Source organism: Falsigemmobacter intermedius, assembly GCF_004054105.1.
In the GTDB taxonomy this organism is placed as follows: Bacteria; Pseudomonadota; Alphaproteobacteria; order Rhodobacterales; family Rhodobacteraceae; genus Wagnerdoeblera; species Wagnerdoeblera intermedia.
The window spans coordinates 14,141-37,085 of record NZ_SBLC01000018.1 but is presented as its reverse complement, the minus strand read 5'-3'; the positions used below and the strand labels follow the sequence as shown (position 1 = coordinate 37,085).

24 protein-coding genes are annotated in these 22,945 nt (G+C 64.1%); 14 read left to right on the top strand and 10 right to left on the bottom strand.

What is annotated here, in order from left to right:
• Nucleotides 1-33 precede the first annotated feature (33 nt).
• The gene (locus tag EP867_RS12875) at nt 34-939 is read right to left on the bottom strand and encodes a LysR family transcriptional regulator (protein ID WP_128489867.1); all 906 of its coding nucleotides are present in this window, start codon (nt 937-939) and stop codon (nt 34-36) included.
• Between the two features lie 378 nt (nt 940-1,317).
• Between EP867_RS12875 and grxC the strand changes: the two genes are divergently transcribed.
• The 7 genes from grxC (at nt 1,318) to clpB (ending at nt 8,914) form a co-directional block, all read left to right on the top strand.
• Nucleotides 1,318-1,575 (top strand): glutaredoxin 3, encoded by a 258-nt coding sequence (gene grxC, locus EP867_RS12870; protein WP_128489865.1) that lies wholly within the window; start codon nt 1,318-1,320, stop codon nt 1,573-1,575.
• 4 nt (nt 1,576-1,579) lie between these two features.
• Nucleotides 1,580-2,410 carry a carbon-nitrogen hydrolase family protein gene (locus EP867_RS12865; RefSeq protein WP_128489863.1) on the top strand — a complete coding sequence of 277 codons (831 nt, stop codon included), beginning with the start codon at nt 1,580-1,582 and terminating at the stop codon, nt 2,408-2,410.
• Between the two features lie 3 nt (nt 2,411-2,413).
• The gene (locus EP867_RS12860; RefSeq protein WP_128489861.1) at nt 2,414-2,857 is read left to right on the top strand and encodes a MarR family winged helix-turn-helix transcriptional regulator; all 444 of its coding nucleotides are present in this window, start codon (nt 2,414-2,416) and stop codon (nt 2,855-2,857) included.
• 63 nt (nt 2,858-2,920) lie between these two features.
• Complete coding sequence (locus EP867_RS12855; RefSeq protein WP_128489859.1) at nt 2,921-3,664, top strand: glucose 1-dehydrogenase; 744 nt, start codon at nt 2,921-2,923, stop codon at nt 3,662-3,664.
• A gap of 109 nt (nt 3,665-3,773) precedes the next feature.
• Nucleotides 3,774-5,318 (top strand): ATP-dependent DNA helicase, encoded by a 1,545-nt coding sequence (locus tag EP867_RS12850; RefSeq protein WP_128489922.1) that lies wholly within the window; start codon nt 3,774-3,776, stop codon nt 5,316-5,318.
• A 60-nt stretch (nt 5,319-5,378) separates the two neighbouring features.
• Nucleotides 5,379-6,152, top strand: coding sequence for a hypothetical protein (locus EP867_RS12845; RefSeq protein ID WP_128489857.1), 774 nt, complete (start codon nt 5,379-5,381; stop codon nt 6,150-6,152).
• A gap of 143 nt (nt 6,153-6,295) precedes the next feature.
• Nucleotides 6,296-8,914 (top strand): ATP-dependent chaperone ClpB, encoded by a 2,619-nt coding sequence (clpB, locus tag EP867_RS12840; RefSeq protein ID WP_128489855.1) that lies wholly within the window; start codon nt 6,296-6,298, stop codon nt 8,912-8,914.
• A 120-nt stretch (nt 8,915-9,034) separates the two neighbouring features.
• On the opposite strand, the gene fabB is transcribed toward clpB, so the two are convergent.
• From fabB to EP867_RS12810, 6 genes are all read right to left on the bottom strand, one after another.
• Nucleotides 9,035-10,264 (bottom strand): beta-ketoacyl-ACP synthase I, encoded by a 1,230-nt coding sequence (gene fabB, locus EP867_RS12835; RefSeq protein ID WP_128489853.1) that lies wholly within the window; start codon nt 10,262-10,264, stop codon nt 9,035-9,037.
• Nucleotides 10,265-10,289: 25 nt separating this feature from the next.
• Nucleotides 10,290-10,793, bottom strand: a complete 504-nt coding sequence (gene fabA, locus EP867_RS12830) for a bifunctional 3-hydroxydecanoyl-ACP dehydratase/trans-2-decenoyl-ACP isomerase (protein WP_128489851.1) — start codon at nt 10,791-10,793, stop codon at nt 10,290-10,292.
• Between the two features lie 131 nt (nt 10,794-10,924).
• Nucleotides 10,925-11,533, bottom strand: a complete 609-nt coding sequence (locus EP867_RS12825) for a hypothetical protein (RefSeq protein ID WP_128489849.1) — start codon at nt 11,531-11,533, stop codon at nt 10,925-10,927.
• 108 nt (nt 11,534-11,641) lie between these two features.
• The gene (locus EP867_RS12820; protein ID WP_128489847.1) at nt 11,642-12,148 is read right to left on the bottom strand and encodes a lipocalin; all 507 of its coding nucleotides are present in this window, start codon (nt 12,146-12,148) and stop codon (nt 11,642-11,644) included.
• Nucleotides 12,136-12,462 carry a hypothetical protein gene (locus EP867_RS12815; protein WP_128489845.1) on the bottom strand — a complete coding sequence of 109 codons (327 nt, stop codon included), beginning with the start codon at nt 12,460-12,462 and terminating at the stop codon, nt 12,136-12,138. Before EP867_RS12815 ends, EP867_RS12820 begins: the two co-directional genes overlap by 13 nt.
• Entirely contained in the window at nt 12,462-13,505 is a 1,044-nt protein-coding gene (locus EP867_RS12810) for an aldo/keto reductase (RefSeq protein ID WP_128489843.1), read from the bottom strand. The genes EP867_RS12815 and EP867_RS12810 overlap by 1 nt, the downstream gene beginning before the upstream one ends.
• Nucleotides 13,506-13,725: 220 nt before the next feature.
• Between EP867_RS12810 and fabF the strand changes: the two genes are divergently transcribed.
• Nucleotides 13,726-14,988 (top strand): beta-ketoacyl-ACP synthase II, encoded by a 1,263-nt coding sequence (gene fabF, locus EP867_RS12805; protein ID WP_128489841.1) that lies wholly within the window; start codon nt 13,726-13,728, stop codon nt 14,986-14,988.
• Entirely contained in the window at nt 14,988-16,163 is a 1,176-nt protein-coding gene (gene mltG / locus EP867_RS12800) for an endolytic transglycosylase MltG (RefSeq protein ID WP_128489839.1), read from the top strand. The genes fabF and mltG overlap by 1 nt, the downstream gene beginning before the upstream one ends.
• Nucleotides 16,164-16,202: 39 nt before the next feature.
• Here the strand turns inward: mltG and EP867_RS12795 are convergent, their stop codons facing one another.
• Entirely contained in the window at nt 16,203-16,712 is a 510-nt protein-coding gene (locus tag EP867_RS12795) for a GNAT family N-acetyltransferase (RefSeq protein WP_164888859.1), read from the bottom strand.
• 55 nt (nt 16,713-16,767) lie between these two features.
• Between EP867_RS12795 and EP867_RS12790 the strand changes: the two genes are divergently transcribed.
• The 3 genes from EP867_RS12790 (at nt 16,768) to EP867_RS12780 (ending at nt 18,814) form a co-directional block, all read left to right on the top strand.
• Nucleotides 16,768-17,772: a phosphotransferase family protein gene (locus EP867_RS12790; protein ID WP_128489835.1), complete on the top strand. Its 1,005-nt coding sequence runs from the start codon at nt 16,768-16,770 to the stop codon at nt 17,770-17,772.
• Nucleotides 17,769-18,398, top strand: coding sequence for a GntR family transcriptional regulator (locus EP867_RS12785; RefSeq protein ID WP_128489833.1), 630 nt, complete (start codon nt 17,769-17,771; stop codon nt 18,396-18,398). Before EP867_RS12790 ends, EP867_RS12785 begins: the two co-directional genes overlap by 4 nt.
• Nucleotides 18,399-18,484: 86 nt before the next feature.
• Nucleotides 18,485-18,814, top strand: coding sequence for an H-type lectin domain-containing protein (locus EP867_RS12780; RefSeq protein ID WP_241656902.1), 330 nt, complete (start codon nt 18,485-18,487; stop codon nt 18,812-18,814).
• A 42-nt stretch (nt 18,815-18,856) separates the two neighbouring features.
• Here EP867_RS12780 and EP867_RS12775 read toward each other — a convergent pair whose 3' ends face one another.
• On the bottom strand, nt 18,857-19,681 hold the full coding sequence (locus EP867_RS12775; protein ID WP_128489829.1) for an alpha/beta fold hydrolase: 825 nt from the start codon (nt 19,679-19,681) through the stop codon (nt 18,857-18,859).
• Entirely contained in the window at nt 19,681-20,271 is a 591-nt protein-coding gene (locus tag EP867_RS12770; RefSeq protein ID WP_128489825.1) for a 2-hydroxychromene-2-carboxylate isomerase, read from the bottom strand. Before EP867_RS12770 ends, EP867_RS12775 begins: the two co-directional genes overlap by 1 nt.
• A 121-nt stretch (nt 20,272-20,392) precedes the next feature.
• Between EP867_RS12770 and EP867_RS12765 the strand changes: the two genes are divergently transcribed.
• Complete coding sequence (locus tag EP867_RS12765) at nt 20,393-21,412, top strand: ribose-phosphate pyrophosphokinase (protein ID WP_128489823.1); 1,020 nt, start codon at nt 20,393-20,395, stop codon at nt 21,410-21,412.
• Nucleotides 21,413-21,415: 3 nt separating this feature from the next.
• Nucleotides 21,416-22,930: an apolipoprotein N-acyltransferase gene (gene lnt / locus EP867_RS12760; RefSeq protein ID WP_128489821.1), complete on the top strand. Its 1,515-nt coding sequence runs from the start codon at nt 21,416-21,418 to the stop codon at nt 22,928-22,930.
• The last annotated feature ends 15 nt before the right edge of the window (nt 22,931-22,945 follow it).

Sequence of the window (22,945 nt, the reverse complement as noted above, 5' to 3'; positions counted from 1 at the left end):
GCCGTTGTCCGGCCCTGCCCTCAGCCTGACAGATCACCAGGAGTCCGGGCCCTTTTCCGCATAGGTCTGCACCAGGAAATCAATGAATGCCCGAACTTTGGGCTGCGTGAAGCGACCAGGCGGATAGACTGCATAAATTCCGAGCGTCTCGCCCGGCAGGGCGGGCATCACATCCTCAACCAGACCCTGACGCAGGGCATCGGCGTAAAGGAACGACGGCAGCAGCGCGATGCCCAGACCCGAGATCGCCGCATTGAGCAGCGACTGCCCGTCGTTCACCGTCAGCCAGCCGTTCGAGCGGATCTGGCGCTTTTCGCCCGAGGCGGTGGTGATCTTCCAGACATTGCCCGCCGCCTGGCTGGAGTAATGCAAAAGCTTATGCTCGTTCAGATCCTCCAGCCGCTGAGGACGGCCGAATTTCTGCAGATAGCCCGGCGAAGCGATCATCCTTTGCGAGGTTTCGCAGAGCCTGCGGGCGCGCAGACTGCTGTCTTCCTGCTCTCCGATACGGATCGCCATATCGAAGCCTTCGGAGATCAGCTCCACATAGCGGGTGTTGAGGACCATATTGACGGTGATATCGGGATATTCGGTCAGAAAATCGCTCAGAACCGGAGAGATGTGATTGACCCCGAAATCCGTCGCCACAGAGATACGCAAAAGCCCCGAAGGCGCGCTTTGCATTGAGGTGACCAGCGCATCGGCCTCGCCCGCGTCATTCAGAACCCGCCGGGCGCGGTCATAATAGGCCAGCCCGATCTCGGTCGGAGAGACCCTGCGCGTGGTGCGGTTTAAAAGCCGCGCCCCCAGGCGCGCCTCCAGAGCGGAGACATGCTTGGAGACCGCCGATTTAGAAATGCCCATCTTCCGCGCAGCATCGGTGAATCCCCCCTGGTCCACCACGGTGGCAAAGGCTTCCATCTCGGTCAGTCGGTCCATCACACTCCCCTTCGGCACAACCGTGGGCCAGGCTCCAGATTTCCGGCAGATTGGGGCCAGAATGGGGTCAGCCAGAGGTGACACCAGGGAATTTTCCGCCGCGATCGGGCCGCAATCTGCACAAAAATGGCGAAGCAAAGGCGCAGGGACGCGCAAAAGATGCATAAACTATTCATGTTTATTTCTGCCCTCTGCGGCAGTGCTGCGGCCTGTTGAGGGAAACAGTCTTTGCAGGAAAACTCTGCGCTTTTCACAACTGCGCCACATTTCCGCCCCTCTCTGCGCCTTTGGGATTGAATGGGCTCAGGGCGGTTGCGGTGGTTGTGCCTGCCCCGCATCCGCCTATAGTCAGAGGCTAAGGCGTTCAGGGAGCCTCTGATGAGCATCGTTGAAATTTACACCACCCCCACCTGCCCCTATTGCCAGCGCGCCAAACGGCTGCTGACCGCAAAGGGCGTCGCTTTCACAGAGATCGATGTCAGCGCCGATCCTGCGATGCGCGAAAAGATGACCATCCGCGCCAATGGCGGCCGCACCGTGCCGCAGATCTTCATCAATGACCGCCATGTCGGCGGCTCGGATGACATCCATGCGCTGGATGCGGCCGGAAAACTCGATCCGCTGCTGAAGGACTGATCTGATGCGCGTCGCCGTCGTTCAGCTCAATGTCGGGGAAGATCCGGCAGAGAATCTTGGTCCCACCCTTGCGCTGATCCGCGAGGCTGTGGCGGGGGGCGCGGAATTCGTGCTGACCCCCGAATGCACCCATCTGATGAGCGCGCGGCGCGACTGGCAGCAAAAGGTCATCGCCCGTGAAGAGGATGACCTGACGCTGAAAGCGCTTCGTGAAGAAGCGGCGAAGGCCGGGATCTGGCTGCTGATCGGCTCGATCGGGCTCAGGACAGAGGATGCGGATGGCCGCTTTGCCAACCGCTCCTTCCTGATCGGGCCGGACGGAGAGATTAAGGCGCGCTACGACAAGATCCATATGTTTGACGTGAATGTCTCGGAAACCGAGGTCTTTCGCGAATCCGCCGCCTATCGCCCCGGTGCGCAGGCGGTGGTGGCGGAGACCCCCTTCGGGATGCTGGGCATGTCGGTCTGCTATGATCTGCGGTTCCCGCATCTGTTTCGGGCCCTTGCGCAGAAGGGTGCGCAGATCCTGGCGATCCCGGCAGCCTTTAACCACATCACCGGTGCGGCGCATTGGGAAGTGCTGCTGCGCGCCCGCGCCATTGAGAACGGCGCCTGGGTGCTGGCTCCGGCACAGACCGGGCATCACCCGCAGCCTGACGGCCCCGGACGGCGCACCTTTGGCCATTCGATGATCATCGCGCCCTGGGGCGAAGTGGTCGCAGATGCAGGCACCGGGCCCGGCGTCATCTTTGCCGACATCAGCCTTGATGCGGTGAAGACTGCGCGTCACCGCGTGCCCTCGCTCAGCCATGACCGCCCGTTTTCGGGCCCCTGACCCATGAACGACCGCACCGGCGATCTGGCCGTCGCTCTCTTCAGCGAGCTTTTCATGGCCGACCAGCTTGCACGGGCTGAGTTAAGCCGCGCCCTGCCCAAAGGGATGGAGCTGTCGCATTTCTCGGTTCTGAACCTGCTGGCGCGGGCGGGCGAAGAACGCACGCCTGCCCAGCTGGCGCGGGCCTTTCACGTCACCCGCGGGGCAATGACCAATACGCTGGCGCGGCTGGAATGGGCGGGCCATGTGCATATCCGCCCCGACTGGGATGATGCGCGGCGCAAATTCGTGGGCATCAGCCCTGCCGGCCGGGCCGCCCGGGATACGGCGCTTCAGGCCATTGTGCCCCTGCTGTCGGGAACGGTAACCGCCCTTGGGGAGGACCGCGTCCGCGCAGCCCTGCCGGTGCTGCGCGATCTGCGCCAGCGCTTTGGCGGCGAGGAGTGAGCGCGGCTTGCGAAGCTGCGCGATCCGTGGCCTAGTTCGGCGACAGCTGACGGGAGGAACGGGATGCGGCTTCAGGGAAAAACGGCGATCGTGACCGGCGCGGGCTCTGGCTTTGGCGCGGGGATCGCGCGGCGTTTCGCGCAGGAAGGCGCGCGGGTCATCGTGGCCGATATCAACCTCGCGGGGGCTGAGGCTGTGGCAGCGGAGATCGGCGGTCTGGCCGTGGCCTGCAATGTCGCCGATGGTTCCTCTGTTGCGGCGCTGGCCGAGGCGGCGCAGGCCGAATTCGGCGGCGCACCCGATATTCTGGTCAATAACGCCGGTGTCACCCATCTGCCCGCTTTTATGGAGGAGATCTCTGAGGCGGATTTTGACCGGGTGATCGGGGTGAATGCCAAATCGATCTATCTGATGGCAAAAGCCTTTGCAGGCGGGATGAAGGCGCGGCGCTCGGGGGCGATTTTGAACATCGCCTCAACAGCCGGGGTCAGCCCGCGCCCGAAGCTGAGCTGGTATAATGCCTCGAAAGGTTTCGTGATTACGGCGACGCGGGCCATGGCGGTGGAACTGGCGCCCTTTGGCGTGCGGGTCAATGCGCTTAATCCGGTGGCGGGCGAGACGCCGCTGCTGGCAAGTTTTATGGGCGAAGACACGCCGGAGATGCGGGCGAAGTTTCTTTCAACCATTCCGCTGGGGAGGTTCTCAACTCCTGAGGATCTGGCCAATGCGGCGCTTTATCTTTGCTCTGATGAGGCCTCGATGGTGACGGGTGTGGCTATGGAAGTGGACGGCGGGCGCTGTATCTGAGGTCAGGCTTTGTCGCGACCCCGGGGGCGCTGCCCCCGGCCCCCCGGAGTATTTTGAAAAAGCCAAAGTCGAAGGGGGCGGCGGATTTCCTTTGGGTGCGGCTGCCGCTATGGTCGCGCCCATGAACAGCACTCCGAGCATTGTTTTTTCCGACGACCAGGCTGAGGCCTTTGACCGCGTTCAGGCGCTTTTGCTGAAGGCCGGGGTCAATGCCGCGGATGGCATTCTGGATGCCCCTGATGGTGTGGGGGGCGGCGTTCTGGCGGTGACCGGCAAGGCGGGGTCGGGCAAGACCATGCTGCTGTCGCAGCTGGTCAAAGAGCTGACCGAAGCCGGGCTGGAAATTGTTTCGGGCGATTATGAGGGCAAAAAGCGGCGCGAGCGGCGCACGCTGGCCGTTCTGGCGCCGACGAATAAGGCGGCCTCGGTGCTGCGGACGCGGGGGGTGCCGGCGACGACCATTCACCGCATTCTTTATACGCCGATCTATGCGCCGGAATATGAAAAGCTGGCGGACTGGCTTGCCGGGACCGGTGAGAAGCCGGTCATGGAAGAGCTGACCGAGCAGGCGCTGGAGCGGGCGAAGGCCTTTTTTGAGAATGTGAAGTCGATCCCCGGCGCATTGGCCGCGGCCGGTCTGCGGGGGTCGGATTTCATTCAGGGCTGGAAGCGGCGCGAAGAGCCTTTGGACATCGGCTTTATCGATGAAAGCTCGATGCTGGATGAGCGGCAGTTTGAGGACTTAAAAGAGATTTTCCCGACCCTGGTGCTCTTTGGCGATCCGGCGCAGCTGGCCCCGGTGGGGCTGTCGGGGGAGATGGTCTTTGATCGTCTGCCGAAAGAACGCCGGGTGCATCTGGAGCGGATCCACCGCCAGCAGACTGACAGCCCGATTCTCGATCTGGCCCATGCCCTCGCTGATCCGGGGCTGAGTTTTGAAGATTTTGAGCAGATGGTCGGTGAGGCCGCGCGGCGCGATGACCGGGTGGTCATGGCCGAGCGGGTGGATGCCGATCTGATGGCGCGCTCTCCGGTGCTGGTCTGGCGCAATGCCACGCGGATCCGGCTGATCAATGCCTTCCGCGCTGCCCATGGTGCGCCGGAGACGGAGCTGCTGACCGGCGAGCCTTTGATCTGTGACGGGATTGAATTGCCGCTGAAGCATCGCAAAAAGCGGATCGATCTGGAGGCGCGGGGGCTGATCAAGGGCGCTCAGGTCATCTATCTGGGGCCGGGCAAAAAGGACGGCTTTGCGCGGCTGCATGTCTTTGGCGCAGATGATCCGCAGGTCTCGGCGGCCTCCATCATCAAGATCGAAAAGCCCGATGAGGAAGAGCCCTTCATCCCGGCCGCCGCCCGGATGGGGGCGACCTTTCTGCATGGGGCGGCGGTGACGATCCATAAGGCGCAAGGCTCACAATGGCCCGAAGTGCAGGTCTTTGCGCCGGATCTTTGGGCCGCGGCGCGGGCCGGGCGGTCAGAGGCGGGATTGCCGCTCTGGAAGCGGCTGGCCTATGTGGCGATTACCCGCGCCGAGAACCGGCTTTACTGGGTGGTGCGCAACCGGCTGGCGCGGCCGACCTATGCGCTCACGGTGGAGGATCTGAAGGTCACGGTTCCGGCGGCGCTGACGCTGACCGCCGAGAGCGATTGACGCCCTGCTGCCCTCTGCGCCAGCATGGCGGTGGGCGGGGGAGCAGCGGGAGACGGACCCATGGAGATTACCATCAACCTCACGCGCCCTGAGGGCAGCCCCGGCAGTGGTCCGCTGCGGGTGGGGTGGTTTCTGAATTCCGACAAGGGCGCGGTGCTTTTTGACCCGCCCGAGCGGGTGAGCTTTCGCCAGACCAACCGGACCCATGCGAAATCGGCGGCGCGCTGCCCCGGCGTGATCCAGCTGGAGAGCCGCTATTTCCTGATCCGCTGCCCCTATGATCTGCACATCGGCTTTGGCCGCGATGAGAAGGGGCAGGCGCATCTGATCAACCGCGCCGGCGCGGGGGCGGGGATCCGCAGCAATAAGCTGAGCCAGGTTCTCGCCCTGGTCAGTGAGGCGGAGTGGCGCTACCCCGACCGGCCCACGGTGCAGCTGATGCTGCCCTATTGTTTTGTGGCCGAAGAGGTCTGTTATATCACCCAGCTTGACAGCTTTGCCCATTACCGCCCCCAGCCTCTGCCCGGCACGATCTTTGGCGGGCGCTTTCCGATCCATGCCTGGGTGCGGCCGCTGATGTGGGCGATGGAGTGGCATGACACCTCGAAAGATCTGGTGCTCAGGCGCGGTGACCCGCTCTTTTACGTGCAGTTTGAAGGGGATGGCCCGGACCGCCCGGTGCAGCTGGTGGAAACCGAACGCAGCCCTGAGTTGCTGGCCTGGATGGAGGCGATGTCGGGGGTGGTGAACTACGTCAATCAGACCTTCAGCCTGTTTAAAGCGGCGGAGGCTCTGCGGCCCCCGGCGCTGATCCGCCCGAAGGAGCGGGGCTGAGGGGAGCCGAAAAAATCATGCAACCTCAGGCGCATCGGGGTGTTGCATTTTCCAGGGGCGCTCCCAAATCTTAAGGCAAGGCCGCAGGGCCCGTGCCGGGGACCCGGGCGGGCCGGAGCGGTGCTTCACAGAAGGAGAACCCGATGAACCTGGAAAAGTTCACGGAACGGTCGCGCGGCTTTCTGCAGGCGGCCCAGACGATTGCGATGCGCGAGGGTCACCAGCGACTGGTGCCGGAGCATCTTCTGAAAGCCCTGATGGATGATGACCAGGGGCTGTCCTCAAACCTGATCCGCCGTGCGGGTGGTGCGCCTGAGCGGGTGGCGGAAAGCGTGGATCTGACGGTCTCACGTCTGCCGAAAGTTTCGGGCGGCAATGGGGAGGTCTATACCGATCAGACCCTCGTGCGGGTGCTGACTGAGGCTGAGGATCTGGCGAAGAAAGCCGGTGACAGCTTCGTGCCTGTCGAGCGCATTCTGATGGCGCTGGCCATGGTGCCCTCACGCGCCAAAGAGGCGCTGGATGCGGGGGCTGTGACGGCGCAGAAGCTCAACATTGCGATCAATGACATCCGCAAGGGCCGGACGGCCGACAGTGCTTCGGCCGAAGAAGGCTATGAGGCGTTGAAGAAATATGCCCGCGATCTGACGGAAGCTGCGGCTGAGGGGAAGATCGACCCGATCATCGGGCGTGATGAGGAAATCCGCCGCACCATGCAGGTGCTGTCGCGGCGCACCAAGAACAACCCCGTTCTGATCGGCGAGCCGGGGGTGGGTAAGACCGCCATCGCGGAAGGTCTGGCTCTGCGCATCGTCAATGGCGACGTGCCGGAATCTTTGCGCAACAAGCGGCTGCTGGCGCTCGATATGGGCGCGCTGATTGCAGGCGCGAAATACCGCGGTGAGTTCGAAGAGCGTCTGAAGTCGATCCTGTCGGAGGTGACCGGAGCGGCCGGTGAGATCATCCTCTTTATCGACGAGATGCACACCCTGGTCGGGGCCGGTAAGGCCGATGGGGCGATGGACGCGGCGAACCTTTTGAAACCTGCGCTGGCGCGGGGGGAACTCCACTGCGTGGGGGCCACGACGCTGGATGAATACCGCAAGCATGTGGAAAAAGACGCGGCCCTGGCACGGCGCTTCCAGCCGGTGATGGTCTCGGAGCCGACGGTGGAGGACACCATCTCGATCCTGCGCGGGATCAAAGAGAAATATGAGCTGCACCACGGGGTCCGCATCGCCGATTCGGCGCTGGTGGCGGCGGCGACGCTGTCGCACCGCTATATTACCGACCGGTTCCTGCCCGATAAGGCCATCGACCTTGTCGATGAGGCGGCCTCGCGGCTGCGGATGGAAGTGGACAGCAAGCCCGAAGAGCTCGATGCACTGGATCGTCAGATCCTGCAGCTGACCATTGAGTCAGAGGCGCTGAAGCGCGAGGATGATGCGGCCTCGAAAGACCGGCTGGAGCGGCTGGAGAAAGAGCTTGCCGAACTGCAGGAACGCTCAAGCGAGCTGACCGCGCAGTGGCAGGCCGAGCGGGACCGACTGGAAGGCGCGCGCGATCTGAAAGAGAAGCTGGAGAAGGCCCGCGCCGAGCTGGATATCGCCAAGCGTGACGGCAATTTCGCCAAAGCCGGTGAGTTGCAATATGGCCGGATCCCGGAGCTTGAGCGTCAGATCGGTGAGGCCGAAGGGCTGGAGAGTGCCAAGCTGGTCTCTGACGCCGTGCGGCCCGAGCAGATCGCGGAAGTGATCGAGCGCTGGACGGGGATCCCGACCTCCAAGATGCTGGAGGGTGAGCGCGAGAAGCTGCTGAAGATGGAAGAAGAACTCGGCCGCCGGGTCATCGGTCAGCGCGAGGCGGTTGTGGCCGTGTCCAACGCCGTGCGCCGGGCGCGGGCGGGGTTGAATGACGAAAACCGCCCGCTGGGATCGTTCCTCTTCCTGGGGCCGACCGGCGTGGGGAAAACCGAGCTGACCAAGGCGGTGGCGGAATACCTCTTTGACGACGATCAGGCCATGGTGCGGATCGATATGTCGGAATTCATGGAGAAACATTCCGTGGCCCGGCTGATCGGCGCGCCCCCCGGCTATGTCGGCTATGATGAGGGCGGGGTTCTGACCGAGGCCGTGCGGCGCCGTCCCTATCAGGTGGTGCTGTTTGATGAGGTGGAGAAGGCCCATCCGGATGTCTTCAACGTGCTGTTGCAGGTGCTGGATGACGGGCAGCTGACCGATGGTCAGGGCCGCACGGTGGACTTCAAGCAGACGCTGATCATCCTGACCTCAAACCTTGGCAGCCAGGCGCTGAGCCAGCTTCCGGAAGGGTCCGACAGCCGTCTGGCACGTTCGGAAGTGATGGAAGCGGTGCGGGCGCATTTCCGCCCAGAGTTCCTGAACCGTCTTGATGAGACGATCATCTTCGACCGGCTGACCCGGGAGAATATGGACGGCATCGTTGAGATCCAGCTGCGTCGCCTGCAAAAGCGGCTTGATGCGCGCAAGATCACCCTGGAGGTCGATGCGGCCGGTCAGGCCTGGCTGGCCGATGCCGGCTATGATCCGGTCTTTGGCGCAAGGCCGCTGAAGCGGGTGATCCAGCGTCATGTGCAGGATCCGCTGGCGGAGCTGCTGCTCTCGGGCCAGGTGCTGGACGGGGCGGTGGTGCCGGTCTCGGCCACGGCTGAGGGGCTGACCATTGACGGGCGGCTCTCGGTCACGCCGCCGGATCTGGTGCGGGGCGAGAAGAAGCTGCACTGAAAGCGCAGGGGAGGGCTGCCTGCCCTCCCCTGACCCCTCCCGGGAGTATTTTGAAAAAACCAAAGAAAAGCCCCCTGCGCGATCGGCACAGGGGGCTTTTCTGTTCAGGCCGGAGCTTGATCAGCCGCGGTATTTGCTGAGCACCAGGGTCGCATTGGTGCCGCCGAAGCCGAAGCTGTTCGACAGGATCGAATCGAAATCGACATTGTCGACGCGGGTGGTGGCGATCTCTTCCGGTTTGATCTCGGGATCAAGCTCGGTGACATTGGCCGAGGCTGCGATGAAATTGTTTTCCATCATCAGGATCGAATAGATCGCCTCATGCACACCGGTTGCGCCGAGCGAGTGGCCGGTCAGCGATTTGGTCGAGGAGATCGGCGGCACATTGCCTTCACCGAAGACGCGGCGGATCGCTTTGACTTCGGTCACATCGCCTGCGGGGGTCGAGGTGCCATGGGCGTTGATATAGCTGACCTTACGGCCTTCCGGCAGGGTCGAGAGCGCCTGACGCATTGAGCGTTCGCCGCCTTCGCCCGAGGGGGCCACCATATCCGCGCCGTCCGAGGTGGCGCCATAGCCGGTCACTTCGGCATAGATTTTCGCACCACGGGCGAGGGCGTGTTCGAGTTCTTCCAGAACCACAACACCACCGCCGCCGGCGATGACGAAGCCGTCACGGGTGGCGTCAAACGGGCGCGAGGCGGTTTCGGGGCTGTCATTATATTTCGACGACATGGCGCCCATGGCATCGAAAAGGCACGAGAGCGTCCAGTCGAGTTCCTCGCCGCCGCCGGCAAAAACGATGTCCTGTTTGCCGAACTGGATCAGCTCGGTGCCATTGCCGATGCAATGCGCCGAAGTCGAGCAGGCTGAGGTGATCGAATAGTTCACGCCTTTGATCTTGAAGGGCGTGGCAAGGCAGGCTGAGTTGGTCGAGGACATGCCCTTGGTCACGCCGAACGGCCCGATGCGCTTGGGCGAGCCGCTGTCGCGCACGATGTTATGGGCTTTGTAGAACGACTTGGTCGAGGGACCGCCGGAGCCTACGATGATGCCGGTGCGTTCATTCGAGACCTGCTCAGGGGTGAGGCCCGAATCCTTCACCGCCTGATCCATGGCGATGAAGTTATAGGCCGCGCCGTCGCCCATGAAGCGCAGGTCGCGTTTGTCGATATGGTCTTCCAGCACGATCTTCGGCGTGCCGTGCACGCGCGAGCGGAAGCCGTGTTCGGCATAGTCTTCAGAGGCCACGATGCCCGAACGGCCCAGGCGCAGGCTCTCGGTCACTTCAGCGGCGTTATTGCCGATGGGGGATACGATGCCGATGCCGGTGATGACGACGCGACGCATGGGGATCTCCTTTCCGGAGGAAGTATCAGGAAGCCGAAAGGGCGACTTTCATGTCTTTGACCAGGTAGATGACTTCGCCATCCGCCTCAACGCGACCGTCAGCAACGCCCATGGTCAGGCGGCGGGTCTGCACGGCTTTGGTGAAATCCACGTGGTAGGTCAGCAGTTTGCGGTCAGGACGCACCATGCCGGTCAGCTTCACTTCGCCCACGCCCAGCGCATAGCCCCGCCCCTGCCAGCCGCGCCAGCCAAGGTTAAAGCCGGTGAGCTGCCACAGGCCGTCGAGACCGAGGCAGCCGGGCATGATCGGGTTGCCGGGGAAGTGGCAGTCGAAGAACCACAGATCCGGGGTAATGTCGAATTCAGCTTTGATATGGCCTTTGCCATGTTCACCGCCGTCAGCCGAGACCTCAGTGATGCGGTCCATCATCAGCATCGGGGGCGCAGGAAGCTGCGCGTTACCGGGGCCAAACAGCTCGCCGCGGGCGCATTTCAGAAGGTCTTCCTTATCGAAGCTGGTCGGATACACGTGTCTCTTCCTGTTCAGGGTCCAGATTTTCCTCTAACACCGCACCCCCTGAAAGGGCAAGTGTTGCGGGCTTTTGGCCCCGCAAAGGGGCAACAAAAGCGATGTTTATGTGGGGTCCGGGCGTGCTTCGATCAATGGGCGTTTGAGATACAGGCCCGGATGCCGGTGGCCAGCTGCATCTCATAGGCGGGGATTCTGACCTCAGCCGAGGGAGGCTTCACTTCGATCAGATCATCGACCAGCGTCAGCCAGCCCGCAGCGCAGGTGCAAAGCGCCTCACGGTCGCGCCCGGCGGCACGCATCTCACGCAGGGTGGCCCGGAGGTCAAAGCCCGGCAGCGGCGCGGCACCGTCCAGCACCTGACCGCATTGCCAGTAGTCATCCTTCGTCACATGCAGATCGCTGTAGATCCGACCGCCGGGTTGGCAAAGAAGCATATTTGAGCGGATGATCTCAACCAGAGCCTCCGCCGCGCCGTCCCCTTCTTCCGCCGCCATCCGGGCCTTTTGTGCCGGGTTGAGGCCGAATTCTTCTCCCACGCAGTGGCAGAACTCTGAGCGTTCCCAGCCGAAGGCATCAACCCTTTCGATCAGCTCAGCCGTGCCGGGCACCGGAAGCTCGCCATCGGCGATCTGCCCGCAGATATCGCGCCCGAGATCGTAAAGCCGGGTATCCATCTGCGGCGCGGCCTGTGCCACCCCGGCCAGAGCCATCAGCAGTCCTGTTAAAATCGCGCGCATGCCTGCCCCCCCCTGCCTGTCACCGGCCTGTCACCGGCCTGTCCCTGAGGATGGGTCGCTACTGCCTGCGGCGCGCGCTGCCTACTCCACCGGACGGGCGATCCCGGCTCAGCGCAGCAGATCGGCGCGGTAGCCGTTATAGGCCAGCATATCGCGGGCCGCTTTGCGCCGGTCGGCCGGCATCACGCCGCGGTCAAGGACCGAAGCGAAACTGCCGGAGGGGGTCGCAAGGATCACCGAGCGGTTGTCGTAATCGGCCCAGATCACCCACCAGGCCTCAGCCTCGCCTTCGACCTGCAGCCGTCCGTTGCCGATGTAACGCGCGGCCCGGTTCACCGGCGTGGCACGTCCCGCCCGGCAAAGCTGCCCACTGAGCCGCAGCCGGTCGCCTTCGGGGCGGATGCTGAGGCGCCCCGGCGCACAGGAGGCCGCGCCGGGGGCAGCCACATGGGCAGCCTCGGTCCAGGTGCCGTGGAGGCGGGCGGGGTTCAGCCCGGCCATGGAATAGATCGGGATCGCGGGGTCGCGCAGAGCGACCCTCTGCGCGACCGGCGCCGCGCTGCAGCCTGCAAGGAGCAGCGCGAGCCACAGTCCGGGGTGTTTCAGTCGCGGCATTGCATCGCCCTCGCCCCGTTGCTCATCACGATCTCATGGCAGCCGTAGAGCGGAGACACCGGCGCGCAGGAGCCGCTGCGCGCCAGGCAGTCGCCCTGACAGTCATCGGCGGCCCGGCACTGCTTTCCGGCATCGGGCATTGTGTGGATGCAGGCCCGCGCCCGGCCACCGCCTGCGCGCAGAAACTCGCCCCCCGCCCGGCTGCAGGCCGCCTCAGCCTCGGCAGGCGGCGCAAAGACCGGCACGGGGGCCGGCGCCTCCTCGCGGCAGGCCGCGAGCGCGAGACAGGCAAGAAGGGCGAGGGCCGCGCGCATCAGAAGGGCTGCGGGTGATCGCGGCGCACTGCCTCGATCTCGGCAATCACTTCGGGCGAGAGCACCACGTCAGCCGCGCCGAGGTTGGTTTTCAGCTGCGCCAGCGTGGTGGCCCCCACGATCGGGATCACCGGCACCGGACGCGAGCGGCAGAAAGCCAGCGCCATCTGGCAGGGATCAAGCCCGTGATCAGCCGCCACCCGCAGATAAGCGGCAACGGCCGGGAACACCTGCTTGGTGATGCGTCCGCCCAGATCCGGCGTCGCCACGCGGCGGGTGTTGTCCGGCGTCACATCGCCTGCATATTTGCCCGAGAGGATCCCGGTCGCCAGCGGCGAATAGGCCAGCAGCGGTACGTCTTCGTGGTGGCAAAGCTCTGCCATATCGGTGTCGAAGAGGCGGTTGAGCAGCGAGTATTCGTTCTGAATGGCCGAAACCCGCGGCCAGCCGTTCAGCTCGGCCAGACGCAGCCACTGCGCGGTGCCCCAGGCGCTTTCATTCGACAGACCGAAGGCGCGGATCTTGCCCTCTGCGACCAGCTTTGCCGCCTCAGACAGTACGTCCTGCATATGGGGGATGACCTCATCGCGGCGCTGCTGCGACGGGTCAAAGCCCCAGTTCTGACGGAAATGATAGGAGCCGCGGTTGGGCCAGTGCAGCTGATAGAGATCGATGTAATCGGTGCCCAGACGGCGCAGCGAGTCCTCTGCACAGCGCCGCAGGACGGGCCCCGAGATCATCTCGCCGTCGCGAATGATGTCACGCCCGCCGCCCGAGACTTTCGTGGCCAGCACCACATCGGCACGGTTGCCGCGCGCGGAAAGCCAGGAGCCGATGATCTCTTCCGTGTGGCCGATGGTTTCCGCCCGCACCGGGTTCGTGGGATACATCTCAGCCGTGTCGATGAAGTTGACGCCCATATCGCGGGCGAGATCCATCTGGGCATGGCCCTCGGCTTCGGTGTTCTGAGATCCCCAGGTCATCGACCCGAGGCAATATTCACTGACCATAATTCCGCTGCGGCCAAGTGGTAGTCTGCGCATGATATTCCCCCTGCTGCAGCTGCAGCCTAGCCCGCAGCCCCTGCCCCGCCAAGCGCAATTCGCCCGCTGCCGCGCCGGACGGCAGAAGACCGCGGGCGCAGCCTCAGATGTGCACAGGGAAAAGGCGCTCCTTCAGAGCGGCGCAATCGTGCTTATATTGCGAAGGCGGGCGTGGCTGTGTATTTCATCGCCCTTAACTGGTTTTGACAAGGAGATGCGGATGCGTCGTGTCGTCGTTACGGGTCTGGGTCTTGTCACGCCCCTGGCCTGCGGTGTGGAAGAAACCTGGTCGCGCCTGCTCGCGGGCCAATCGGGCGCAGGTCCGATCACGCGCTTTGATGCAGGCAATGTCGTCACCCAATATGCCTGCGAAATCCCGATGGGCGATGGCAGCAACGGCACCTTCAATCCCGACGACTGGATGGAGCCGAAAGAGCGCCGCAAGGTCGATGATTTCATCCTCTACGGCATGGCTGCCGCTGTGCAGGCTGTCGAGGATTCGGGCTGGAAGCCGGAAACCGAGGAAGAGAAAGAGCGCACCGGTGTGATGATCGGCTCGGGCATCGGGGGTCTGACCTCGATCGCGGAAACCGCCGTTCTGATCAAAGAGCGCGGCCCCAAGCGCGTCTCGCCTTTCTTCATCCCCGGCGCGCTGATCAACCTGATCTCGGGTCAGGTCTCGATCCGCTTCGGCTTTAAGGGTCCGAACCACGCGGTTGTGACCGCCTGCTCGACCGGCGCACATGCCATCGGCGATGCCGCCCGTCTGATCGCTTTCGGCGATGCGGATGTCATGCTGGCCGGTGGTGCGGAAAGCCCGATCTCGGAAATCGGCATCGCGGGTTTCAACGCCTGCAAAGCGCTCTCGACCAAACGCGCCGATGATCCGACCAAAGCCTCGCGTCCCTATGATGCGGACCGTGACGGTTTCGTCATGGGCGAAGGTGCGGGCGTAGTCGTGCTGGAAGAATATGAGCACGCGAAAGCCCGCGGCGCGAAGATCTATGCCGAAGTCCTGGGCTATGGCATGTCGGGCGACGCCTATCACATCACCGCACCTTCCGAAGACGGCGACGGCGGCTTCCGCTCGATGCAGGCAGCGCTGAAACGCGCAGGCATTGCGCCGGCGGATGTGGATTACATCAACGCCCACGGCACCTCGACCATGGCCGACACCATTGAGCTTGGCGCGGTTGAGCGTCTGCTGGGTGATGCGGCGGCGAAGGCCACCATGTCCTCGACCAAATCCTCGATCGGTCACCTTCTGGGGGCTGCGGGCGCGGTTGAGGCGATCTTCTGCGTGCTTGCGATCCGCGATCAGGTGGCCCCGCCGACCATCAACCTCGACACCCCCGCCGTGACGCCGAAACTCGATCTCGCCGCTAACAAAGCCGTGAAGCGTGAGATCAATGTGGCGCTCTCGAACAGCTTCGGCTTTGGTGGCACCAATGCCAGCCTTGTTCTCGGGAAAGTCAAAGCCTGATGTGGAAATCGATCGCCTCTAATGCGCTGACCCTGTTCATCGTTGCGCTGATTGCCGTCGCGGGCCTGATTGCCTGGGGCAAGCGGCAATATGAAGGGCCTGGTCCGCTGACAGAGGCGGTCTGCTTCCGGGTTGAGCGCGGAGCGAGCTTTGCCTCCTCCGCTGCTGAGCTGGAGCGTCAGGGCGCGGTGTCTGATGCGCGGATCTTCCGCATCGGCTCGCGCTATGCAGAGCTTGATTCCGGTCTGAAGGCAGGCTCTTACCTGCTGCCTGCCGGGATCAGCATGCAGGAGATCGCCGGGGTCATCACCAAAGGCGGGCAGTCGAGCTGCGGCTCTGAACTGAACTACCGCATCGGCGTCAATGCCGCGGATGTGGTGCTGCGCGAGCTCGATCCTGCGACCCAGAAATTCACCGAAGTCGTCAAACGCGATCTCAAAGACACCTCTGAGGTCCCGGCCGAGCTGAAAGCCGCGCTGGAGGACACCGGTATTCGCGCCCGCGTCACTGTGGCCGAAGGCACCACCGTCTGGCAGGTGACCGAGGCGCTGAAAAACGTCGATCTGCTCAAGGGAGAGGTCAAAGACCGTCCCGCGGAAGGCACTCTCGCCCCCGACAGCTATGAGATCACCCGCGGCATGGACCGCGCCGCCCTTGTGGCGGAAATGGCGGGCCGTCAGACCCGCATTCTCAACGACCTCTGGGCCGCGCGCCAGGAGGGGCTGCCCTATAAAGACATCAACGAGGCGCTGATCATGGCCTCGATCGTCGAGAAAGAGACCGGCGTTCCCGATGAGCGTGGTCAGGTGGCTGCGGTCTTTGTGAACCGTCTGCGTCAGGGCATGAAGCTGCAGACCGACCCGACGGTGATCTATGGCGTCACCAAGGGACAGGGCGTGCTGGGCCGTGGCCTGCGCCGCTCTGAGCTTCAGGGGCGCACGGCCTGGAACACCTATGTCATCGACGGCCTGCCGCCGACCCCGATCGCCAACCCCGGCCGCGCCAGCATTGAAGCCACGCTGAACCCGCCGGAGAGCAAATATCTCTTCTTCGTGGCCGATGGCACCGGCGGCCATGCCTTTGCCGAGACCCTGGCAGAGCATAATGCCAATGTCGCCAAATGGCGTCAGATTGAGGCCGAACGCGCCCGCCAGGCCCCGGCTTCGGGCAACTGATCCTGAAAACCCGCCCCTGAGGCGGGTTTTTCATTGCGCTCAGGTCAGATCCCAGACCACCCGAAGATTGTCAGACCGCCAGAGCGGCCCCGGATCGGTGAAGGCCAGGTCTTCACGCCCGCCGCAGTGGCGGTAAAAGGCGCGGGCCTTTGCATTCCCTGCCACCACCGCCAGCGCCGCGCGCCTGTGCCCCGCAGCGCGAAGCCCCGCAAGCGCCTCCTGCAGCAGTTTGCGCCCCAGCCCCTGCCCCTGACGATCGGGGCGCAGATAAAGGTGCCGGATTTCGCCAAAGCCGGTCATAATCTCACCGGCCCCCGGGGCGGTATGGGCAAGGCCAATGATCCCTCCCTCCTCGCGCAGCACCCGGATCTGATGGGCGGGATCGGAGAGCGCCGCCTGCCACTGCGGCAGCCGACGCGCCTCATCGAGCTGCGCATAAGCCTCCGCAGGGGCGAGATCGCGGTAGGTTTCGCGCCAGACGGCGACGTGGAAGGCGGCAAGTTCGGCCGCTGTCACCTCATCCTTTGGTCTGCCGAAATCGTCTGACATTCTCTTGACCTCCTTCCCGCTCCCGCGCAGACTGACACAAAGGGGAGAGAGATGCATGGCCGAAGCTGAGCTGAAGATCTGGATGGAGGAACATGTCGACGGGTTTCAGGGCCCGATGCGGCTGCACCGCCTGGCCGGGGGGCAGTCCAATCCGACCTGGCGGGTGGATACCCCGAACCAGAGCTATGTTCTGCGCCAGAAACCGCTGGGCCCCGTGCTGCCCTCTGCCCATGCTGTTGACCGCGAATTCCGCGTCATGCAGGCGCTGGCGGGCACGGATGTGCCGGTCCCGAAGGTCTGGGCGCTTTGTGAAGACCCTGCCGTCATGGGCTCAATGTTCTTCGTGATGGAGTTCATTGAAGGCCGCGTCTTTTACGACCCCCGGCTGCCCGACCAGACGCCTGAGAACCGCGCCGCGCTCTTTGACAGCATGAACCAGGCCTTCTCGGCCATCTCAACCGTGGATCCCATGGCCGTGGGCCTTGGTGATTATGGCCGCCACGGCGGCTATGTGGCGCGCACCGTCAACCGCTGGTCAAAGCAGTACCGCGCCTCTGAAACGCGGTCGATCCCGGCGATGGATGCGCTGATCGACTGGCTGCCGCAGAACCTGCCGCAGCGCGAAGAAGAAGTGCGGATCGTGCATGGCGATTTCCGCATGGACAACCTGCTGATCCATCCCACCGAGCCGAAGGTTCTGGCGGTGATCGACTGGGAGCTTGGCACCCTTGGCTGCCCGATCTCGGATTTCGCCTATCATATGATGACCTGGAGGGTCAGCCCGGATCTCTTCCGCGGCCTTGCGGGGGCGGTGACGCCCGGCTCCGGCATCCCGACGGAGGAGGCTTACATTGCCGACTGGTGCCGCCGAACCGGACGGGATAAACCTGCAGACTTCGACCTTTATCTGATCGTCAATCTGTTCCGTATGGCTGCAATCCTGCAGGGCATCGCCAAACGCGCCGAAGAGGGCACCGCCTCTGATCCCGACGCGCATGAGGTGGGCGCCCGCGCAGTGCCGATGGCGCAGATTGCCTGGGACATGGCCCGCCGCCTATGAGTTCATCAAGCCCCGACACCCTGGCCCGCGATATCCTGCGCGGGCTGACCGACGGACAATTCGTCCCCGGCCAGCGCCTGGCCGAGCGCGATCTGATGCTGCGCTATGACGTCGGCCGCTCCACCGTGCGGGAGGGGCTGAGCCGTCTGGCCTCCATGGGGCTTCTTGAGATCATCCCGCACCGCGGGGCCACCATCCGCCGCCTGACCCGGCGGGAAGCGGTGGATGTGCTGCGCGTTGCGGCCGTCCTGATCGGCCTGACCGCCCGTCAGGCCGCCGAGGCCGTGGCCGCAGGTGCGGACCCCGCCCCCATGCGCGAGGCGCTCGCCGCCTATGTCGCGGCCGCGCGCAGCGATCTGAGCCGGGCGCGGGCGCGCTATTACCGCGCCATGACCACGCTTGCGGGCAACCGTGAGCTTGACCGCCTGGTGCCGGCCGTGCAGGTCCCTTTGGTGCGGGCGCAGATCGGCGAATATGAGACCAGCTCGGGTGGCGGCCATGAGGCCCTTGTCGCCGCGATTGCCGCAGGCGACGGCGATCTGGCGGAACGCACCGCACATCAGATGCTCAGCGCTCTCGCCGAGCGCCTGCCCGCCCTGCCCGAGAGCCTCTTTACCAGAGGTTAAGATTTCTGCTGCCTCACAGGCAGGAAACCGTTATCCATGGCAAAGCCTCAGCCTGTGGTTTTGCAATGATGACGTTCTCGCCTCATATGACCGGCATTCTTCAGGGCCAGAAGATGATGTTCACCGATTTCCAGACCGGTGGACCGATGTGGACCGGTGAGGGGCCGCGCGAGGTGCGCCAGCGCGTGCATTTTGCGACGCCCTTTCTGCAGGCCCCGGCGGTGATCGTGGGGATCTCGCTCTGGGACAGCGACCGGCGCACCAATCTGCGCGCCGACCTCTGCGCCGAATCCGTCACGGCTGAGGGTTTTGAACTGGTTTTTCGCACCTGGGGCGACAGCCGTGTGGCGCGGATCCGCGCCGACTGGACCGCCATAGGGGCCGTGCGCGATGAGCGCGACTGGCTGGTGGACTGAAGACAGGCCACGCGCGGTCCTCACACAACCGGCAAAGGCGGCTCACAGCCCCAGATGCGCCCGGATCTGCGGAGCCATTTCAGCAGCATGGGTGATCGGCAGCATATGCCCCGCGCCCTCCTGCACGAGAGACTGTGCCTGCGGGATGAGCCGCCCCAGCCCTTCCGAGATCGCGCGGATCACCCCCGGAGAGGTGCCCCCCTCGGCCAGAAGAACCGGCAGGCTGAGGCCCGACAGACGCCCCTCCCGCAGAAGACCGGCGCGGTCATCGCGCACCACATCTGCGGCTGCGGGGATGGCGTCGATGCGATCCACAATATAGGCCCGCTGCGAGGCCGGCATCCGCGACAGCGGCACGCCGGTGCCCCAGAGGCTCTGGAACCACTCTGCCGCGCCTTCGCGGTCGCCCGCATTGATCCGTGCCTCAAAGGCGCGTTCTTTATCGGCCCAGTCCGCAGCTTCCCGGCTGCCGTCCTGCAGGGCCACGGCGAAGAGCACCGGCTCAAAAAGCGTCAGGCTGCGCACCAGATCCGGCCGCTCGACCGCCACGCGCAGCGCCACGGTGCCGCCAAAGGAATGCCCGAAAAGATCCACCGGCGCGCCGCCGCCCATTTGCGTCAGCAGATCCACCGCCCAGTCGCGGGCCAGATCATGCATTGAGCCCGGACGCCAGTGCGGGCTGCGGCCATGGCCGGGCATATCCGGCGCGGTCAGGCTGACCTCCTCAAGGCCCAGCTCTTCCGCCATGGGCTGCCAGACACCGCCATGCGCCAGCGAACAGTGCAGCGCCAGAATTTTGCGCGGTCCATTGCCGAAATGGCGCAGATACGGCGCCCTGAGGGCCGCAGAGGTCAGCGTCTCACTCATCACTTCATTCCGCTCAGATATTGCTCCAGATCGGCCAGGCGATCCTGACCCCAGAACTTCTCCTCCCCCACAATATAGAAGGGAAAGCCAAAGACACCGGCATTCACCGCCTGCTCAAGATTGCGCTCATAGATCTCGGCCCCGGTCCAGAGGCCCTTATCGGCGAGACCCGGATCAAAGCCATGGCGGGCCAGAAGATCGCGGATCACTTCATCTTCGGCGATATTGCGCTCTTCCGCCCAGCAGGCGCGCAGAAAGCTCTGCACCAGCCCGCCGACATCCCCGCCGGCTTTAGCCGCCGCGATGATCGCATAAGAGGCCGGGGCCGGATTGGTCGGAAAATGCGCCGGATGCAGGGCCAGAGGCAGATTTTCCCGTGCGGCTGTGCGTCGCAGATCCTGCAGGCGGTAGTCCTGCCGCGACGGATGGCGCTCTGCGAGCATTTTTCCACCCGTCCGGGCAAAAAGTGCTGAGGGATCAACCGGGATATAGCGCACCCCGGCCCCGTGACGGCCGGCCAGATCTTCCAGACGGGTTCCGGCAAGGTAGCACCAGGGCGACAATGGCGAAAAATAATAGTCGATCTGCATGATCCTCACCGCTTTCTGTCCGGGGCCGGGCTTTCGCAAGACCCTAGACGGGTGATAAGCGGAGTCAATGTTCGAATCCCTCCCGCCATGCCCGCCGGGACTGCAGCCCAAGGACCCCGCCATGCCCGTCATGACTGAACCCAAACTCATTGCCGGCAATGCCAACAAATCCCTCGCGCAGTCGATCGCGCGCCGGATGTCGATGCACCGCGGCATGCAGGTGGACCTGCTGAACGCGCGTATTGAGCGTTTCAACGATCAGGAAGTCTATGTCGAAGTCTACGACAACGTGCGTGGCGAAGACATGTTCATCATCCAGCCGACCTCGAACCCGGCGAACGATCACCTGATGGAACTGCTGATCATGACCGACGCCCTGCGTCGCTCCTCGGCGCAGCGCATCACCGCCGTGATCCCCTATTTCGGCTATGCCCGTCAGGACCGCCGCGCGAAAGCCCGGACCCCGATCTCGGCCAAGCTGATCGCCAACCTGCTGACGGAAGCCGGTGTTGAGCGCGTGCTGACCATGGATCTGCACGCCGCCCAGATCCAGGGCTTCTTCGATATCCCGGTGGACAACCTTTATGCCGCCCCGGTCTTTGCGATGGATGTCGAGCATCACTTCCGCGGCCGTCTGGACAATGTCACCATCGTCTCGCCCGACGTCGGCGGCGTGGCCCGCGCCCGTGATCTGGCAAAGCGCCTTGGCTGTGCGCTGGCCATCGTGGACAAGCGCCGCGAGAAAGCCGGTGAAATCGCTGAGATGACCGTGATCGGGGATGTCGAAGGCCAGACCTGTATCATCGTCGACGACATCTGCGACACTGCCGGCACGCTCTGCAAAGCTGCAGAACTGCTGATGGAAAAAGGCGCGGCTGAAGTGCACGCCTATATCACCCACGGCGTTCTCTCGGGCCCGGCAGTTGAGCGTGTCACCAAATCGGTGATGAAATCGCTGGTCATCACCGACACCATCGAGCCGACCGCAGCCGTCAAAGCCGCGCATAACATCCGCATCGTGCCGACCGCGCCGATCTTTGCGCAGGCCATCCTGAACATCTGGAATGGCAACTCGGTCTCCTCGCTCTTTGAGACCGAGACGCTGCAGCCGATCTACGAAGGCTTCTACCCGCGCGGCTGAGGCATGGCGCGTCACCTTCTTTCCAAACTCGACAGGGGCGGCCTTGCGGTCGCCCTTCTCGCAGGCGCTGCTGCGGGTCTGGGGCAGATCCCCTGGTCGCTCTGGCCGATCTCCCTTTTGGGATTTGCTGTGATCCTGTGGAATGCCGCCCGTGCGCCCACAGCCAAAGCCGCCGCCCTGCGCGCCTGGTTGTCGGGCAGCGCTTATTTCCTTCTGACGCTGAACTGGATCACCGAACCTTTCCAGGTTGAGGCCGAACGCGACGCCTGGATGGCGCCCTTCGCGCTTTTCTTCATGGCGACAGGGCTTGGCCTCTTCTGGGCCGGAGCCGGAGCGCTTTCAGCCCCTTTACGCCGTTTCATGCCTGCGGCCGGGGCCATGGCCCTGATGCTGGCGGGTCTTGAGGCGCTGCGCGGCGTCATTTTCACCGGTTTCCCCTGGGCGCTTCCGGGTCATATCTGGATCGGCTTTGCACCTGCCCAGCTTGCCTCTCTGGCGGGCGCGGGCGGGCTGACGCTGCTGACGCTGACGCTTGCGGCGCTGCCGGTGCTGTGGCGCGCCCGTGGACTGGCAGCCGCTCTGGTTCTCCTGGGAGCGGTCTGGGGCTTTGGACACTGGCGTCTTTCCGACCCGCTGCCCCCTGCGCGGGAGGCGGTCATCCGTCTGGTGCAGCCTGATGCCGATCAGGCGCTGAAATGGCACCCCGATTACGCCCGGATGTTCTTTGAGCGCCATCTGGACCTGAGCGCGGCAGCACCAGGTGAGGCCGGTGTCCCCGATCTGATCGTCTGGCCGGAAACCTCGGTGCCGGTGCTGCTGAATGATCCGGGCCGTGCGCTCGATGTGATCCTGGAGGCGACGGGGGGCATCCCCGTTGCCCTTGGCATTCAGCGCGAAGTCGGTGTGCGGTTTTACAACTCGCTTGCCCTGCTCGGCCCCAAAGACGACGGCACGGCGGAGGTCCGGGCGGTTTATGACAAACACCAGCTCGTGCCCTTTGGCGAATATATCCCCGGCGGCGATCTGGTGGCCGACTGGCTCGGCGTCTTTTCCTTCTCGCCCGCAGCAGGCTACGGCTATTCCGCAGGACCTGCGCCTGAGCTGATCTCTCCGGGCGGCGCGCTTGGCACCTTCCAGCCGCTGATCTGCTATGAAGCGGTCTTCCCCTGGTTTCAGCGCGTGACCGACCGGCCCGAGTGGCTTTTGCAGATCACCAATGACGCCTGGTTCGGCGTCAAATCCGGGCCTTTCCAGCACCTGGGGCTGGCGCGGCTGCGGGCGGTGGAGAGCGGGCTGCCGATGATGCGGGTGGCCAATACCGGCATCTCTGCCGCGATCGGCCCGCGCGGGGAAGTCCTGGCCGAACTGGGCATGAAGCAGCAGGGCATCATCGACCATGCCCTGCCCGCCGCGCTGCAGCCCACGCTTTACAGCCGGATCGGCCCGGCAGCGCCGGTCCTGCTGTGGTTCTTAGCCGCAATGCTGTTGATTTTCCGCAGACGCGCCTTCAATCATTGACCCCACAGAGCCAAA